General features: G+C 64.0%; 8 protein-coding genes. All 8 read left to right on the forward strand.

Features of this window, described 5'->3' with window-relative positions; all coding sequences use genetic code 11:
- The first annotated feature begins 37 nt into the window (after window positions 1–37).
- Window positions 38–1,501: a glutamate synthase subunit beta gene (locus tag RMO95_RS20915; RefSeq protein WP_310452619.1), complete on the forward strand. Its 1,464-nt coding sequence runs from the start codon at window positions 38–40 to the stop codon at window positions 1,499–1,501.
- Between the two features lie 7 nt (window positions 1,502–1,508).
- A complete protein-coding gene (gene glmU / locus RMO95_RS20920) occupies window positions 1,509–2,867 on the forward strand; it encodes a bifunctional UDP-N-acetylglucosamine diphosphorylase/glucosamine-1-phosphate N-acetyltransferase GlmU (RefSeq protein WP_310452620.1) in 1,359 nt (452 codons plus the stop codon).
- Between the two features lie 3 nt (window positions 2,868–2,870).
- Window positions 2,871–4,709 carry a glutamine--fructose-6-phosphate transaminase (isomerizing) gene (glmS, locus tag RMO95_RS20925; protein WP_310452621.1) on the forward strand — a complete coding sequence of 613 codons (1,839 nt, stop codon included), beginning with the start codon at window positions 2,871–2,873 and terminating at the stop codon, window positions 4,707–4,709.
- 416 nt (window positions 4,710–5,125) lie between these two features.
- The gene (locus RMO95_RS20930; protein WP_310452622.1) at window positions 5,126–6,193 is read left to right on the forward strand and encodes an RHS repeat domain-containing protein; all 1,068 of its coding nucleotides are present in this window, start codon (window positions 5,126–5,128) and stop codon (window positions 6,191–6,193) included.
- 775 nt (window positions 6,194–6,968) lie between these two features.
- Window positions 6,969–7,583 (forward strand): hypothetical protein, encoded by a 615-nt coding sequence (locus RMO95_RS20935; protein WP_310452623.1) that lies wholly within the window; start codon window positions 6,969–6,971, stop codon window positions 7,581–7,583.
- 5 nt (window positions 7,584–7,588) lie between these two features.
- Window positions 7,589–8,635, forward strand: coding sequence for an RHS repeat domain-containing protein (locus tag RMO95_RS20940; protein WP_310452624.1), 1,047 nt, complete (start codon window positions 7,589–7,591; stop codon window positions 8,633–8,635).
- A 27-nt stretch (window positions 8,636–8,662) separates the two neighbouring features.
- Window positions 8,663–10,159 carry a hypothetical protein gene (locus tag RMO95_RS20945; protein WP_310452625.1) on the forward strand — a complete coding sequence of 499 codons (1,497 nt, stop codon included), beginning with the start codon at window positions 8,663–8,665 and terminating at the stop codon, window positions 10,157–10,159.
- Between the two features lie 52 nt (window positions 10,160–10,211).
- On the forward strand, window positions 10,212–17,175 hold a 6,964-nt coding region (locus RMO95_RS20950; protein ID WP_310452626.1), incomplete at its 3' end, for an RHS repeat-associated core domain-containing protein.

Genomic DNA, 17,175 nt, shown 5'->3' on the forward strand with positions numbered 1-17,175 from the left:
TGCTGCCCCCTTGGGGCGGCCCTGCGGAGGCAGCGTAATGGGTAAGCCCACCGGATTCCTCGAATTCCAGCGCATTTCGGAAACCTATGAAAAGGCCGCGACGCGTGTTCTCCATTACCACGAGTTCATCCCGCACCTGAACGATGAGCAGGCGAAAATTCAGGGCGCGCGCTGCATGGACTGCGGCATTCCCTTCTGCAACAACGGCTGCCCGGTCAACAACCTGATCCCGGACTGGAACGACCTGGTCTACAAGGGCCGTTGGCGCGAGGCGATCGAGACCCTGCACTCGACCAACAATTTTCCGGAACTCACCAGCCGCATCTGTCCCGCGCCCTGCGAGGCGGCCTGCACGCTGAACATTCCGCAGACGCCAGTCGGCATCAAGTCGATCGAACGCGCCATCATCGATAAGGCCGGCGAGAACGGCTGGGTCGTGCCGCAACCGGCGGCGCACCAGACCGGCAAGAAGATCGCCGTCGTCGGCTCCGGCCCGGCCGGACTGGCCGCGGCGCAGCAGTTGGCGCGCGTCGGCCATGCCGTCACGGTGTTCGAGAAGAACGACCGCATCGGCGGGCTGCTGCGCTACGGCATTCCCGACTTCAAGCTCGACAAGCGGCTGATCGACTGGCGCATGGCCCAGATGAAGGCGGAGGGCGTCAAGTTCGTCACCGGCACCATGGTCACCGACGCGGCCCTGCCCAAGGGCGTGATCAACGATGCGAAGAAGACCGTCAGCCCGGAGCAGTTGAAGAAGGATTTCGATGCCGTGATTCTGGCCGGCGGCGCCGAGAATCCGCGCGACCTGCCGGTGCCGGGACGCGAGCTCGCGGGCGTGCATTTCGCGCTCGAATTCCTGATACCGCAGAATAAGGAAGTCTCCGGCGGCGCCAAGAACCCGATCAACGTCCATGGCAAGCATGTTGTCGTCATCGGCGGCGGCGATACCGGCTCGGACTGCGTCGGCACCTCCAATCGCCACGGCGCGGCCAGCATCACCCAGATCGAGTTGATGCCGCGTCCGCCCGAGCAGGAGAACGGCCCGCTGACCTGGCCTTACTGGCCGCTGCGGATGCGCACCTCGTCGTCGCACGACGAGGGCTGCGCGCGCGACTGGGCCATCGGCACCAAGGAATTCGTCGGTGAAAATGGCCGCCTCAAGGCCATCAAGGCCGTGCATCTGGCCTGGGCCGACGGCAGGATGAACGAAGTTCCCGGTTCCGAATTCGAGATCCCGGCCGACTTCGCCTTCCTCGCCATGGGCTTCGTCAATCCGGTGGGCGGCATACTCGATGCCTTCGGCATCGACAAGGATGGCCGCGGCAATGCTCGCGCCAATACCGAAGGCGAGCAGGCCTACAGCACCACGGTGCCCGGCGTGTTCGCTGCCGGCGACATGCGGCGCGGCCAGTCGCTGGTGGTCTGGGCGATACGCGAAGGCCGCCAGTGTGCACGCACTGTGGACCAGTTTCTGATGGGCTCCACGATCCTGCCGCGTTGAGCGCGCCTTGAACGTCGTCATTCTCGCCGCGGGGCAGGGCAAGCGGATGCATTCCGACTTGCCCAAGGTCTTGCATCCGCTGGCGGGAAAGGCCTTGCTGGGGCATGTGATCGACACCGCGCGCGAACTCGGCGCCGGGAATATCTGCGTGGTGTATGGCCACGGCGGCGAGCGGGTGCGCGCAGCGCTCGATGCCCCCGACCTGAACTGGGCCAGGCAGGAACCCCAGCTCGGCACCGGACATGCGGTGCTGCAGGCGATGCCGGCCACCGCGGCGTCAGCGCCAACCGGATCTTCAACCGTTTCTTCCACCGCTTGTTCCACCTTGGTGCTCTACGGCGACGTGCCGCTGACGCGCACTGGCACGCTCAAGCGCCTGATCGCAGCGGCCGGCAGCGACAAGCTGGCGCTGCTCACCGCGCATGTCGACAACCCGCAGGGTTATGGCCGCATCGTCCGAAGCGAGGGTCTGGTGACGCGCATCGTCGAGGAAAAGGACGCCGACGATGCCGAAAAGTCCATACGCGAAATCAACACCGGCATCCTCGTCGCGCCGACCGCGGCGCTGGCGCGCTGGCTGCCGACCCTGGGCAATCGCAATGCGCAGGGCGAGTACTACCTGACCGACATCGTCGCCCTGGCGGTCGCCGAAGGCATGCCGGTGGTCACCGCGCATCCTGCTGCGGCATGGGAGACCGAAGGCGTCAACAGCAAGCTGCAACTCGCCGCGCTGGAGCGCGTGCATCAGCGCAATGTCGCCGATGCGCTGATGGAAGCCGGCGTGACGCTGGCCGACCCGGCGCGCATCGACGTGCGCGGCGAACTGGTCTGCGGCCGCGACGTCAGCATCGACGTCAATTGTGTGTTCGAGGGTCGTGTGGTGCTTGGCGACGGCGTGCGCATCAAGGCCAACTGTGTGCTGGAAGACGCGGTGGTTGGCGCCGGCAGCATCGTCGGCCCCTTCGCACGCCTGCGCCCCGGCACTGAACTGGGATGTGATGTGCATATCGGCAACTTCGTCGAGGTGAAGAATTCCAGCATCGCCGACCACTCCAAGGCCAATCACCTGGCCTATCTCGGCGACGCCACCATAGGCAGCCGGGTCAATGTCGGCGCCGGCACCATCACCTGCAATTACGACGGTGCCAACAAGTTCCGTACCGTGATCGAAGACGACGTCTTCATCGGCTCCGATACCCAGTTGGTGGCGCCGGTTACGGTCGGCCGCGGCGCCACGCTGGGCGCCGGCACCACGCTGACGCGCGACGCCCCGCCCGACCAGCTCACCGTGTCGCGCGCCAAACAGGTCGCCGTGCCCGGCTGGAAACGGCCGGTCAAGACCCAGAAACCGCAGAAAAAGGACTGAACCATGTGCGGCATCGTCGCAGCCGTTGCCGCGCGCAACATCGTCCCGTTACTGATCGAAGGCCTGACCCGGCTGGAGTATCGCGGCTACGACTCGGCCGGCCTGGCCCTGCTCAACCCGACCCTGACCCGCCTGCGCAGCGTCGGCCGCGTCGCCGAACTGGCGCTGCAGGCGGCGGGCCAGACGGCGCACCACGGCATCGCCCACACGCGCTGGGCCACGCACGGCGTGCCTTCCGAGCGCAACGCGCATCCGCATGTGTCGGCCGGGCTGGCGGTGGTGCATAACGGCATCATCGAGAACTACGTCGAGCTCAAGCAGGAACTGCTGGCCGCCGGCTACGTCTTCAATTCGGATACCGACACCGAGGTGATCGCCCACCTGATCCAGCACACACTGCAGTCGGCACCCGACTTGTTCGCCGCGGTACGCCTGGCGACCGCGCGCCTGACCGGCGCCTATGCGATCGCCGTGCTGCGCGAGTGGGACGACAGCATCGTCGTCGCCCGCCATGGCGCGCCGCTGCTGCTGGGTCTCGGCCAAGGTGAACATGCCGGCAACTACGCGGCGTCCGATGCCGCGGCCCTGCTGCAGGTCACGCGGCGCATGATCTATCTCGAAGACGGCGACGTCGCCGAGCTTCGCCGCGATGCAATCCGGATAGTTGCCGCTGACGGTACGGCGGCGAACGTGCCGGCCGATCGCCCGGTGCATGAAAGCACGCTCTCCGCCGACGACGTCGAGCTGGGCGACTACCGGCACTACATGCAGAAGGAAATCTTCGAGCAGCCGCAGGCCCTGGCCGCGACGCTCGAGATGATCGGCGGCGCGCAGACCCTGAGCCCCAACCTGTTCGGCGTCGCCGCGCCGGAAATGCTGGGCGGCGTGCGCTCGGTGCTGATCCTGGCCTGCGGCACCAGCTACCACTCCGGCCTCGTCGCGCGCTACTGGATCGAGCAATTGGCCGGCATTCCCTGCAGCGTCGAAATCGCCAGCGAGTACCGCTACCGCGTCTCGGTGCCGAATCCGGAACAGCTCGTGGTGGCGATCTCGCAGTCGGGCGAAACCGCCGACACGCTGGCCTCGGTCAAGCATGCGCGGGCGCTCGGCATGGGGCGCACGCTGGCGATCTGCAACGTTCCCGAATCGGCCATCGTGCGCGAATGCGCGCTGCGCTTCCTGACCCGCGCCGGACCCGAGATCGGCGTCGCCTCGACCAAGGCCTTCACCACCCAGTTGGCGGCGCTGTTCCTGCTCGCGGTGACGCTGGCCAAGCAGGTCGGACGCCTGAGCGCCGAGCAGGAAGCCGCGCACCTGACGGCGCTGCGCCACTTGCCGGTGGCGGTGCAGAAAGTGCTGGCCCTCGAACCCGAAATCAAGGCCTGGGCCGCGCGCTTCGCCGCCAAGCAGCACGCGCTCTTCCTCGGTCGCGGCCACCACTATCCGATCGCGCTGGAAGGCGCGCTGAAGCTCAAGGAAATCTCCTACATCCACGCCGAGGGCTATCCCGCCGGCGAGCTCAAGCACGGCCCACTGGCGCTGGTGGATAAGGACATGCCGGTGATCAGCATCGCACCCAACGACGCCCTGCTGGAAAAGCTCAAGTCCAACCTCAAGGAAGTCGCCGCGCGCGGCGGCGAGCTCTACGTCTTCGCCGACGCCGATTCCGCGGTGGATGCGGAAGACGGCGTGCATGTGCTGCGCCTGCCCGAGCACTACGGCCTGCTCTCGCCCGTGCTGCACGTAGTGCCGCTGCAACTGCTGTCCTATCACGTGGCGCTGGTCAAGGGCACGGATGTGGACAAGCCGCGCAATCTGGCGAAAAGCGTCACCGTGGAGTGAGGCGTCCGCCGGAGCGGCGAGCCGAGGTGCTGATGTCAATATCTCCCCATTTTCGCATCATGATATTTGCTTGAATTTGTTTAGTTAGTGTTGAAGCGAACCTTCGATACAATGCGGTTGTCTTATGCTTGTTGACAATTTTTTGTGCATATGACACATTCGCGCTTCGCCACTTGGGTCGCACGTCGTTGATTGAGCGAGACCAAGAATAAAAACTACAAGCGGCTGGTGCACTCCCTTTCAGCAAGCAGGACAAGCAGTACACGCGAGCCCTTGGCTCGACCAGATTTACCGCAGCGCCCGATTTCAGGAGCGCACGGTGTTGATGATTGCAGGTCGTCCAATGGGCGAACGGGGGAGAAGTGGGGAGACACTCGCGCAACATATCGCGAAGGCTTGCCGTCGTGGTTTGCTGTTTGTCCGCAGGCGCTGTCCATGCGGCGGCAGACCGCTTCGATTACGATCCGGCCGGACGGCTGATCCGGCGCATTGACGATCAGAGTCGCGGCACAGATTATGTATATGATCCCGCGGGCAATGTGCTGCAGGTCGGCGCGCCTGGTCAGGCGTTGCCGCCATCGATCACATCAGGTCCGCTCCCAGATCAGCGTCGCAATGAAGTCAGACAGGTGTCGGTCGGTGGTAGCGGCCTTGCCGGAGTGTCGATCAAGACCAGCCATCCTGGCATCGTCGTCACCGGACTGGTGGTAACCGCGACCGCAGCCAGCTTCCGGCTTTGGGTGTCGAATCAGGTACCGCTTGGACGGCAAGAGGTAGTGTTTCAGAACTCAGCCGGCAGCGTTTCCCTACCCTTCAATGTTCTGCCTGCGGTTGGATTCACCTTCGTGCCAGAGCCGATAAGTGTTGCGCCAGACAATATTGCACGCAAGTTTTCACTGCAATTGTCCGAACCATTTGCAGACGCCAAAACTTTCGGCCTGGCAACCTTGTCGTCAGGAATAGCAAAACCAAGCGCTGCGCAGATCAGCTTCGCGCCCGGACAGACGCAAGCGAATCTCGGCATCATCGGCATAACCCAGGGCACTACGCTGCTGCGTCTCTACAACACTGGACTCAACGAACCGGTCGAATCCCTCGTCTACGTTGGTTCCGGGTTGGCCGATCTCATGCGTCTGGGCACTGCGGTCGGCGTATCGCGTGGCTTGCCTACCTACCTTTCGCCGACATCGATGGCGTCGACGTCCTACGTCGGCATTTCACGCGCTGTTCCCTGGTACGCGTCGCCGGGTGCCATGGCGAACTCCAGTGCGGTTGGCATCTCGCGCGGCACGCCTTGGTATGCGTCGTCAAGCGCGACATGGAATTCGACTGCGATCGGTATTGCGCGTGGTACCCCCTGGTACATGTCGCCAGATGCGCGCTCAAACTCCGGGACCGTGGGCATCGTGCGCGGAACCCCTTGGTATATATCGGCAACCACGAATCCGCTGGTTGCTCCGCTGGTAGGAATCGCCCGTCCCTGAGGAAATAGGAGTTGTCATGAGAAGCCTTCGTCGCCTGATGATCTTTGTCGCGTCATTCACAACCACGATAAGTTGCGCAGTGTACGCCGCCACATTCGACAGTGGCAGCACGGGCGCCGACGGCGCCTTCACGCCGACTGCGAACACTGTGGTTCCGCTACCGCCTAGCGGTGTGCTGAACTACACCACTGTTACGATCCCGTTAGGTATCACGGTACGTTATCAGCGAAACGCCGCGAACACTCCGGTCGTGCTGTTGGCGACTGGTTTAGTGAAGATCGCTGGAGCGATCAACCTCGATGGTGAAAATGGAACCACCACGACCTTGCCGGTGGTGCTTGGCGTAACCAACAAAGGGGGCCTCGGAGGGCCAGGGGGGTTCAACGGCGGCATGGGGGGTGCCCCGGAACAGAACCGCAGAGGGGGTGCTGGCTATGGGCCTGGCGGTGGAACTAGCGGGCTTGAATGCGGTGGGCAAGGCGCCGGAAGCTTTGCCGGAACAGGGAACGGGGGACATCATACATATTGTCCCAACGGACCGACCTACGGATCAAATGCCATGCTACCGGTGATCGGGGGCTCCGGCGGCGCTGGCGGATTCGGGGGGGCGCTTTCAACCGACCGTACCGGGTCGGGCGGCGGTGGCGGCGGCGGTGCCCTATTGATAGTTTCTTCCACAGCGGTGGAACTAACGGGAAGTATTAGCGCCAGGGGAGGCGTAGGCGGGAATCTGAATTCCTGCGACGGAACTCTTGGCGCAAGCGGATCGGGAGGAATGGTTCGAATCATCGCTCCTGCTTTCAGCGGCGGTGGGGCCGTCAATGTTACAAGCCAGACGACCCCAGGTTGTAATCAATTTGGTGGCTTGGGCCGATCAAGCATCGAAGTCATTCCCAACGGCGGAGCTTTCAACCTCGCACTCTTGCCAAGTCTCTTCATCACGAGTATCGGCGGTCAAGCTGTACCTGCGACGCCGACCGGATCGGGTGACGTCACGGCACCGTTGTCGTTGGGCAATCCTTTGGCGGTTGTTGTGAGCGCCAGTGGGATTCCGCTGGGCAGCGTCGTCAAGCTGACCCTCAATAACAATTCCGGAACCGTCACCACGGCAAATACATCAGCTCTCGCTGGCACGCTGCAAGCCTCGACGGCGACCGCCAACATCAACATTCCCGCGGGATCGAGCGTGATGATGGCCTCGACGATCTACACCCTGACTTTGGCGCAGGGCGAAGCGCTGAAGGTATATGCCTTGGGCGAACGGGTGGAGAGGGTCAGCTTGGTGACAATTCTGGGGAGCGAAATGAGGGTCACGCTGATCACCGCGACTGGCAAGGAGTTTGTCGTGCCCGCCGCGGTGCTGGCGACGTTGCAGGCCGAACTGGGTTGAGTCGGATGCCACGCCAAATACAAATCCTCGCGGTTGCGTTGATCGCTTGTCCTGCTTGCGTGGCGCAAGCAGCAGCGGACCGATTCGACTATGACCCCGCGGGGCGGCTGATCCGGCGTGTCGATGACCAGAGCCGCGGCACCGATTATGTATACGACGCTGCCGGCAACGTGCTGCAGGTCACCGCACCTAGCCAGGCGTTACCGCCATCAATTACCTCGGGGCCGCTGGCCGACCAGCGCCGTAATGACATACGACAGGTCGCAGTTGGCGGCACGGGACTCGCCGGAGTAGCGATCAAGACCAGCCATCCTGGGATCGTCGTTAGCCATGTGGTGCAATCGGCGACCGCGATCAACTTTCGGCTCGCCGTGTCGCATCAGGTGCCGCTGGGTCCGCAGCAGCTGAGCTTCCAAGGTGCGGCGGGAAGCGTCAGCCTGCCGTTCAACGTGCTCCCGGCGGTCGCATTCGCTTTTGTGCCGGAACCAATCAGCGTTGCCCCCGACAACATCGCGCGCAAGTTTTCGCTGGTCGTGGGCGAACCGTTTGCCGAAGCGAAGACCTTTAGCCTGAGCACGCTTTCGCCGGCCATTGCCAAGACGAGCGTTACCCAGATCAGTCTCCCCGCAGGACAGACCGAGGCTAACCTCGGCGTCATCGGCGTGGCGCAGGGAACCACCTTGCTTCGACTGAGCAACACCGGTCTGAACGAGCCAGTCGAGTCGCTCGTCTTCGTCAGTCCCGGCGCCGCCAATCCGTCTTACTTCGGCGCGCCGGTCGGTATTTCCAAAGGCGTGCCGTGGTCGGTGTCACCGACTACTCACGCCCTCTCCGGCCCGATCGGTATTGCCAAGGGCGTGCCATGGTCCGTGTCGCCAACAACCCAAGCGTATTCCGGCCTGGTCGGCATTGCCAAAGGATTGCCGTGGTCAGTGTCTCCAGCGACTCTGGCGCTCTCGGGCCAAATAGGGATTGCGAAGGGAGTTCCGTGGTCGGTGTCGGCAAATGCCGGACCAGTAATCGCGCCGCTGGTCGGTATCGTCAAGCCGTAGGTCCACAACAAATTCAAGGAGGATGCAATGAAACACAAATTCACTTTAGTTCAAACCGCGCTGCTGCTCGCCGGCTTTGCCGCTGTGCCGGCCTTCGCTGCGCCCTTTGTCAGCGGCAGCACCGGCGCCGACGGTGCCTTTGCGCCGTCCGCCAACATCACTGTGCAACTGCCGCCGAGCGGTGTACTCCACTACACGACCGTGAACATCCCGGCCGGGGTGACAGTCAAGTTCGCCAAGAATTCTGCGAATACGGCGGTGGTGATCTTGACCACAGGCGAGGTCAAGATTGCCGGAAGCATTGATGTCAGTGGTGGTGCATCGTTGACAACCAAGTATGGATTGGCTGCGGACATGAACAAGGGGGGTGTCGGCGGGCCTGGAGGCTTCGATGGCGGGCGTGGTGGTTTGCAGGAACAAAACCGCTTGGGGGGGACTGGACTTGGGCCAGGCGGCGGCGGTGGCGGAACCCAGAACAGCACAACGTGCGGCAACTACGTGCAGGGCGGTGGCGGGGGAGGGTTTGCCGGATATGGTGCGCCGTCGCAGTGCATTGCCAATAATGGAGCCTACGTTGCCAACGTACGTACGGGCTATGGCGGAGCGGCCTACGGGTCAAACACGATGCTGCCGTTGGTAGGCGGTTCTGGTGGCGGTGGAGGCAATGGGGGGCCGAACGCATGGGGTCTACCAGGTAGCGGGGGAGGTGGTGGTGGCGGTGCCTTGATGCTTGTTGCATCCGGGCCAGTCGAATTGACGGGGACCATTAAGGCGACGGGTGCCGTCGCTGGCAATATCAATAATGGGGATTGCCGGGACGGGGGATGGGGCGGTCAATTCAATGATAGCGGCGGTGCGGGAGGTGGCGGTGCAGGTGGTGCAGTGCGCCTTCTTACGCCGGCCTTCAGCGGCGGTGGCTCGATCAATGTCTCGGGTGGGGCCGGAGGGTGTCTTTCGGGTGGTAGTTCCCTAAATGGCTATAACGCAGGGGGTAGTGGTGGCGTCGGCCGCTCCAGCGTCGAAATCGTCTCCGGTGGCACCTTCAGCCTGAGCGTAATCCCCACGCTCGCCATTACCAGTATCGGCGGCGTCGCGGTGCCGCCCAATCCATCGGGTGCCGGTGACGTAACGCTGGCCGGCGAACTGCCGAACCCGGCGGGCATCACTATTTCTGCATCGGGCATTCCGGTTGGCACTGTAGTGAAACTGACGCTCAGCCAACCCTACGCCGACAAGGTCACTGCCAACGCCTCCGCTCTTGCCGGCACGCTGCAAGCCTCGACCTCGACGGGCAGCATCAATATCCCGTCCGGATCAAGCGTCCTGATGGCCTCAACGACCTATGCCCTATCGGTAGCGCAGGGTGAGGCCCTGAAAATCTATGCCGAAGGCGAGCGGGTGGAAAAGGTAAACCTTGCCGCCGTCATGGGCGGCGAGATGCGGGTGACGCTGATCACGGTCAGCGGCAAGGAGTTCGAGGTGCCGGCGGCGGTACTGGCAGCGGCGCAGATCGAGTTGGGCTGAGCCGAGACTTACCTAAACCAAAAATAGCGTCCGCGCGACAGGAGTTACCGCAATGAAATTTACGACGACAACGTCGGCCACCGGCCGCCGTTTCGGCCGCGCCGTCCGCGCGCTGCTAATCGCATGTATCGGCGTTTGCGCCTTGGGTCTGAATCCCGTCTATGCAGACAAAGATAAGCACGATGATCGGCGAGAGAACCGTGAGCAGAAGCGCGACGATCACGACGAAGCGCGCGGTGAAGCGATTGTCGTCTTCGGTCCCAAGACCTATACCCGCGGCAACGGCGGGCCGGACGTGTATCGCGAGAGCATCGCCATTCCTGCCGGCGTCGCCGGCCCCTGGAAACTTCGCTTGGAGAACGGTGACGAAGACCGACACGGACGGCACGGCAACCGCGTTTCCAGCGGCAGTCTGCACATCGACGGTGTGGAAGTCCTCGGTCCCAACGACTTCAACCGCGACGATTACGTCATCGAGAAGCGCGTCGATCTCACCCCCGCCAGCCAGTTCGAACTGCGTTTGGCCGGCAAGCCCGGCGGACGCGTCACGCTGTCCTTCCTCGGCGTCGAGCAAAAGCCCATTCCTGTCGCCATCGATCCGCGCAAGCTGAGTCTTGCTCCCGACGCCACCGGTACCATGCTCGTCCGTCTTGCTCCCACGCCGAACCTGGCTGGCACACTCGCTGTGCGCTCCAGCGAGACGCGTGTCGCCCGAGTACCGTCGACCGTGAGCTTCGCCGCCGGTCAGGCAAGCGTCAGCGTGTCGGTCGAGGCCCGCGCCTCTGGGCGCAGCGAGATTCGCGCCAGCCTCAACGGGCACAGCGTTGAAGGCAAGGTTCAGGTTACGCGCAAGACGATCAGCATTACCAGTCTTACCCCAGCCCAGCTCGATCTGGTACGCGGCAGCAACGGCACCCTCACCATAGAACTCTCCGCTGCCTCACGGCGTGCTGTCACCGTTGGACTGCAATCCTCCGACACCGCGGTCGCCAGCTTGCCGGGCAGCGTCAGCATTCCTGCCGGCTCAAACCGCGCTGAATTCGCTGTCGCCGCGCTCGGTTACGGCAACGCCCAGATCACAGCCCGCCTATCGGACAAATCCGGCGACAGCCTCGCCGTCAGCCAGATACGCGTCGTACCACCTGCCGCGCAAGTCGTCTCATTGCTTCCGGTCACCGGCACCCTGACCCTCGGCGCACATACTGACCTGCAACTTACCCTCTCCGCCGCCCAATCGGCATCGACTACGGTACCGCTGGTCACTACTCCAACCGGCATTCTCGACGTGCCCTCCCAGGTCGTCATCCCCGCCGGTCAACTCAGCGCTCCTGTGCCGGTCGGCGCCATCACGTTGGGCACCGCAGGCATTACGGCGAGCCTCAACGGCAGCAGTGTTTCGTCGGTCCTACTGGTTCTGCCGCCGGCGCCAGCCGTGACTGCGCTCACCCCGCCAACTCTGACCCTGCGCCAGGACGCCACTGGCAGCCTGACCGTGAAGCTCAACGCGGCGCAACTCACCGCTACCGAAGTGGCGCTGGTTGCCGCCGATCCGGCCATTGTGCAGATCGCGCCCACAGCCATCGTTCCCGCCGGCGAAACTTCGGTCGTCGTCGGTGCGACGGGCCTCACGTTGGGCGCTAGCGCCGTGACGGCCAGCGTGAACGGCACCAGCCAGAGCGCCAACGTCACCGTCATCCCGCATGCTCCGGTGCCGGTGTCCCTGCTGCCCGATCCGCTGCCTCTGCAACAGGGCGCCGCCGGCCAGCTCACGCTCGCCATCAACGCCGCCCAGTTCGAAGACGTGCCGGTCACCGTGACCAACGCCACGCCCGCCATCCTGCAGGTGCCGGCGCAAATCGTCGTTCCCGCCGGCGCCACCAGCGCGCCGCTGCCGGTGACCGCGTTGGCTCCCGGCGAAGGCAGCCTGAGCGTAACCATCGACACGACGAGTCTCGCCGGCCATGTCGTCGTCACGCCGCCGCCGCCAGCGGTCTCTACGCTCAGTCCCACGACGCTGAGTTTGCCCAAGGGCGTGCCCGGCCGCCTGCAACTGACCCTGACGCGCGCACCGGCCGACACCGCCCAGGTCGTGCTCGCCAGCAGCGACCCCAACGTCGCCGAAGTGTCTGCCAGCGTCACGGTTCCCGCCGGCGCATTGATCGCTGAATTCCCGCTGACGAGTCGCGCCCAAGGGGTAGCCACGATCACCGCCAGCCTCAATGGCGGCACCGCCAGTTCGCAAGTGACCGTCACGGCGCCTGAGCTTGTCGCCCTGACGCTCTCGCCGCAAACGCCGCTCGCCTATATCGGTGAGACGGTCGCCTTTATCGCCCAGGGTGCCTACACCGACGCTTCGCAGCAGGACATCACCAACAGTGTGACCTGGACCAGCGATGCTCCGGCCGTCGCCAGCATCGCCAGTACCGGTGTTGCCACGGCGCTGGCCGCCGGTGCCGCCGGCATCAAGGCGGTGCAAGGCAGCGTCAGCGCCACCACGCAGATGCAGGTCGAATCCGTCCCGGTGCTGAGCCTGCATTTTGCTGACGGCGCGGCCACCGCCAGCCTCAAGGTAGATGCCGCGTTGACGCTGACCGTCAGCAGTTCGGTCGCCGCAGAGGCCGATGGCCTTGCGGTCAGTCTCACTGTCGGGGGCAGCGGCGGTATCGTTGCGCCTGCGAGCGTCTTGATCCCTGCCGGGCAGACCAGCGCCAGCTTCAGCGTGACCGGCAGCACCCGTGGCGAAGTGGTCATCACGGCCAGCGCACCGCGCCGAGTCGCCGCCGCGGCGATCCTGCAGATTCTGCCGAAGATCCTCATCACGGCGCTGAGCCCATCCACTGGCCCCGTGGGCAGCCCGGTCACCATTACCGGTGAAAGCTTCGATCCCACCGCGGCCAACAATGAAGTGCGGTTCAACGGCGAACGTGCGGTGGTCGGCAGTGCCAGCGCCACCACGCTGCAGGTCATCGTCCCGGTGCGCGCCACCAGCGGTCCGGTCACCGTTACGACCCCGGCGGGATCGGCGACCAGCCCGACGCCGTTCACCGTCCAATTGCAACAGGACTTCGACCTCACCCTCAGTCCGGCAACATTGCAAGCGCCTCCGGGAGGCGTCAGCACCACGCGCATTCACCTCGACAGCCGCGGTCTGTTGCCCTATGCCTATGCCGCGACACTCTCTGTCGCTGGTTTGCCGGCGGGCATCACCGCCAAGTTCGAGCGGCCGACGGTGTTCGCCAATGGCGAATCCGGCCTGCAGCTCACCGTCCCCGCCGGCTTTGCCGCCGGTACCTACCCGATCACCGTGCAGGCCACCGGTGCCACTGAACTTGGCAATGTCACGCGCGGCAAGACGCTCAACGTCGAAGTGCTGGCCGCCGGCACGACCTCCGTCAGCGGCCGTGTGCTGCATGCCGGTGACGACCAGCCCTTCGTCGGCGCGCGCATTCGTTTGGGAATGCAGGAAACCCAGACCGACGCCTCCGGCTACTACCGCTTCCTCGCCCCGACCGTGCTGGGCAGCCAGATCGTGCTGATCGATGGCCATACCGCCAACACCGAAACGACGCGCTACGCCTCCGCCATCGCCATGCCGGTGCAGATCACCGCTGGTCAGGACAATCTGGTTCTCACCAGCTATATGAGCCCGGTGGATGCGACCAAGCAAGTCACCATCGTTCCCGGCACGCAAGCGTCGGTGACCATGCCCGACCTGCCCAACTACAGCCTCAACATTCCAGCGGGCGCCACGCTATATGGTTGGGACGGCACGCCGGTCACCCAGATCAACGTGCGCACCATTCCCGTCGACCGTCTGCCGATCAAGCCGCTGCCGGCCGGGGTGGAGACGCGCAGCGTGTATCTCTACTACTTCTTCCGCGAAGGCGGCGCCAATCCGACGCAGCCGATCCCGGTGACCATGGTCAACGATCTCGACGCTCCTCCTGGCGAGAAGATCACTCTCTGGTACTACGACGAATCGGTTACCGCGGACTCCAGCAGCAACCAGTGGAAGGTCATGGGCCTGGGCACCGTAAGCGCCGACGGCAAGAGCATTGTTTCCGATCCGGGCGTCGGCATTCCGAAGTTTTGCTGCGGTGCCAGCTTCGCTCAGCGCAATCCAACCACCCAATCCGCTGCCGCTACGGGGCCAACGGGGGGCAACGGTGACGCAAGTGGTGTCGGGTCTCTCCCCGATTTGGAAATTGGCGAGAGCAGTGACAAGCCCGGGCTCAAACAGCCTAAGAGCGATTGTCCTGTCGACCTGGCGACCGGTAACAACCTGCCGCTCCAGATGAGAGGTTTTGGGATCAAGGCTCTGGTTCCCGCCAAGCTCAATTGCCAGTACCGCAGCACCGATCCTCGCATTGGTCTCTTCGGCCGGGGAACCAGTTCCACCTACGACTGGACGGCGCCGCAACTTGGTAATACCGTCCAGGTGACCACACCAGACGGTATCAAGTACAGCCTTGCCCGCGAAGCCGATGGCGTTTATCGCGCCCAGACCGGCAAGTCCGGCGCCTTGGGCTGGGAAGTCCGCTCCACCGCGAGCGGACGGACGTTGCGCCTGCCTCACGGCGGCGAAATGGACTTCAACGCAAATGGCCTGGTCCAGGCCATGCGCAACGCGGAAGGCAATTCCATACGGTTTGGCTACGATGGCAACGGCTTCCTCAACAGCATCACCGACAGCAACGGCCGTGGTTATGCCATCACCACCACCCAATACGTGTCCGGTCAGCGTTATCCGTTGATCACCAGTATTACCGACGCCCTCGGCCGAGTCGTGCGCTACACCTACGATGGCTCTGGACGCCTCGCCACCCATACCGATTCCGGTGGCAACGTCACTAGCTATCTCTACGACACCAGCAATCGTGTGACACGACGTACCCTCCCTACGGGTGGCGCGATCAACTTCGAATACGACGCGGCCGGGCGCACCACCCGTGAAGTTTTGGAAGACGGCACGGCCGCCATCGGCTACGCCTACCAGACCGTCGGAAGCCTGGTGACCCAGACTACCGTTACCGACCCGCTGGGACGCAAGACCGAATACCGATTTAACGGTCAAGGCTATGTCACTCGGATCACCGATGCAACTGGACGAGCCACCAGCCAGACATTGGACCCCGCCACCAATCTCGTCCAGTCCATCACCGACCCGGTCGGGCGGATCACACGCTACACGTATGACACCAAGGGCAAGGTGACCCAGGTCACCGATCCGCTGGGTAACGTCACCCGGATCGAGTACGACCCCACCTGGAACAAGCCCAGCAAGATCACCGACGCCTTGGGCAACGTCACCACGCTGACCTATGGCACTAAGGGCCGCCTGATCCAGAGCACCGATCCCACCGGCGCTGTTCGCAGTATTGCCTACACGCCGCAAGGCTTGCCCAGCACCCTCACCGACCCGCTCGGCCGCATCTCCAGCTTGGCCTGGGACGGTGAAGGCAATCTGGTCGCCGCCACCGACCCGCTGGGCAACACCAGTCGTCGTCGTTACGACGAGGCCAACCGCCTGATCGAAACCACCGACGCGCTGGGCCATAGTCAGACCTTGACGCCCGACGTGATGGACCGCGTGACGCAGGCCACCGATGCCAACGGCGGCATCACCACCCTGGCCTACGATGCGCTGGACCGCCTGACCAGTCTCACTGATCCGCGCGGCAACCCGGTCGAGCGCAGGAGCTACAACCTCAGGGGACAACTCACCCAGAGGCTGGATGCCGCCAACCGCGCCACCAGCTACGAGTACGACGCCGCCGGCAATCTCACGAAAATCACCGACCGCAAGGGTCAGGCGACGACGCTCGGCTACGACGCCCTGAACCGCCCCATCGACGTTCGCACCGCCGATGGCCGCATCACCAGCACCGACTATGATCTGGCCGGCAACGTCGCCGCGATCCGCGACAGCCAGAGCGGCGATCTGCTGTTTGCCTACGACACGCTGGACCGCCCAATCCGCGTCGTCAGCGACCAGGGCAGCGTCGAGTACGAGTACGACGCGCTGGGCCGGAGAACCCGGCGCACGATCAACGGCGGCGATCCGACGAGCTACAGCTACGACGCCGCGAGCCGGCTCACCCGCATCGACTATCGCGGCAGGAACACCACGTACAGCTACGATGCCGCCGGCAGACTGACCAGCAAAACCCTGCCCAACGGCATGAAGCAGCGCTACAGCTTCGACGATGCAGACCGGGTGCTGGAAGTGCGGATCGAGCGCAATGACGGCAGCGCGCTGGACACCGTCGGCTACGCCTACGACGCCGCCGGCAGAAGGACGCGACGCGACGCCACCGTCGCCGGCATCCCCGAAACGCCGATCGATGCGACCTACGATCAGAGCAACCGGCTGATCAGTCTCAGCATCGACGGCCAGAGCCATACCGTGGCCTATGATCTGAACGGCAATCTGACGACGAAGACGGCGGCCAACGGGGCGATCACGACCTACACTTGGGATGCCGCCAACCGCCTGACGGGAATCACCGCGCCGAACCTGACGGCGAGCTTCCGCTACGATGCCTTGGGCCGGCGGATCGAGAAGACGGTGAATGGCGAGACGGTGCAGTACCTCTACGACGGGCAGCAGGCGATTGCCGAGATTCGGGGCAGTGCGATCAGTGCGACGCTCCTGACCGGGTTGGCGATTGATGAGGCGATTGCCAGATACACGGACCAGGGAGAGAGAACCTTGCTGACCGATGCGCTGGGCAGCGTGATCCTCGCCGCGAAGGAGGATGGCAGCGTCGCCACGGCGTATGGCTACAGTCCGTATGGCGAGACGCAGGTGATGGGGACGGAGGAAGGCAACGCGACCCAGTACACCGGGCGGGAGAATGACGGGATGGGCTTGTTTTACTATCGGGCGAGGTATTACGATGCGCAGTTGAAGCAGTGGATGAGTGAGGATCCGATTGGGATAAGTGGCGGCAGAAACGTCTACCGCTATGTCAATGGGAATCCAATCAGCTACACCGATCCTGATGGATTGAGGT

It is taken from the genome of Sulfuritalea sp. (assembly GCF_031426875.1).
Classification (GTDB): Bacteria; Pseudomonadota; Gammaproteobacteria; order Burkholderiales; family Rhodocyclaceae; genus Sulfuritalea.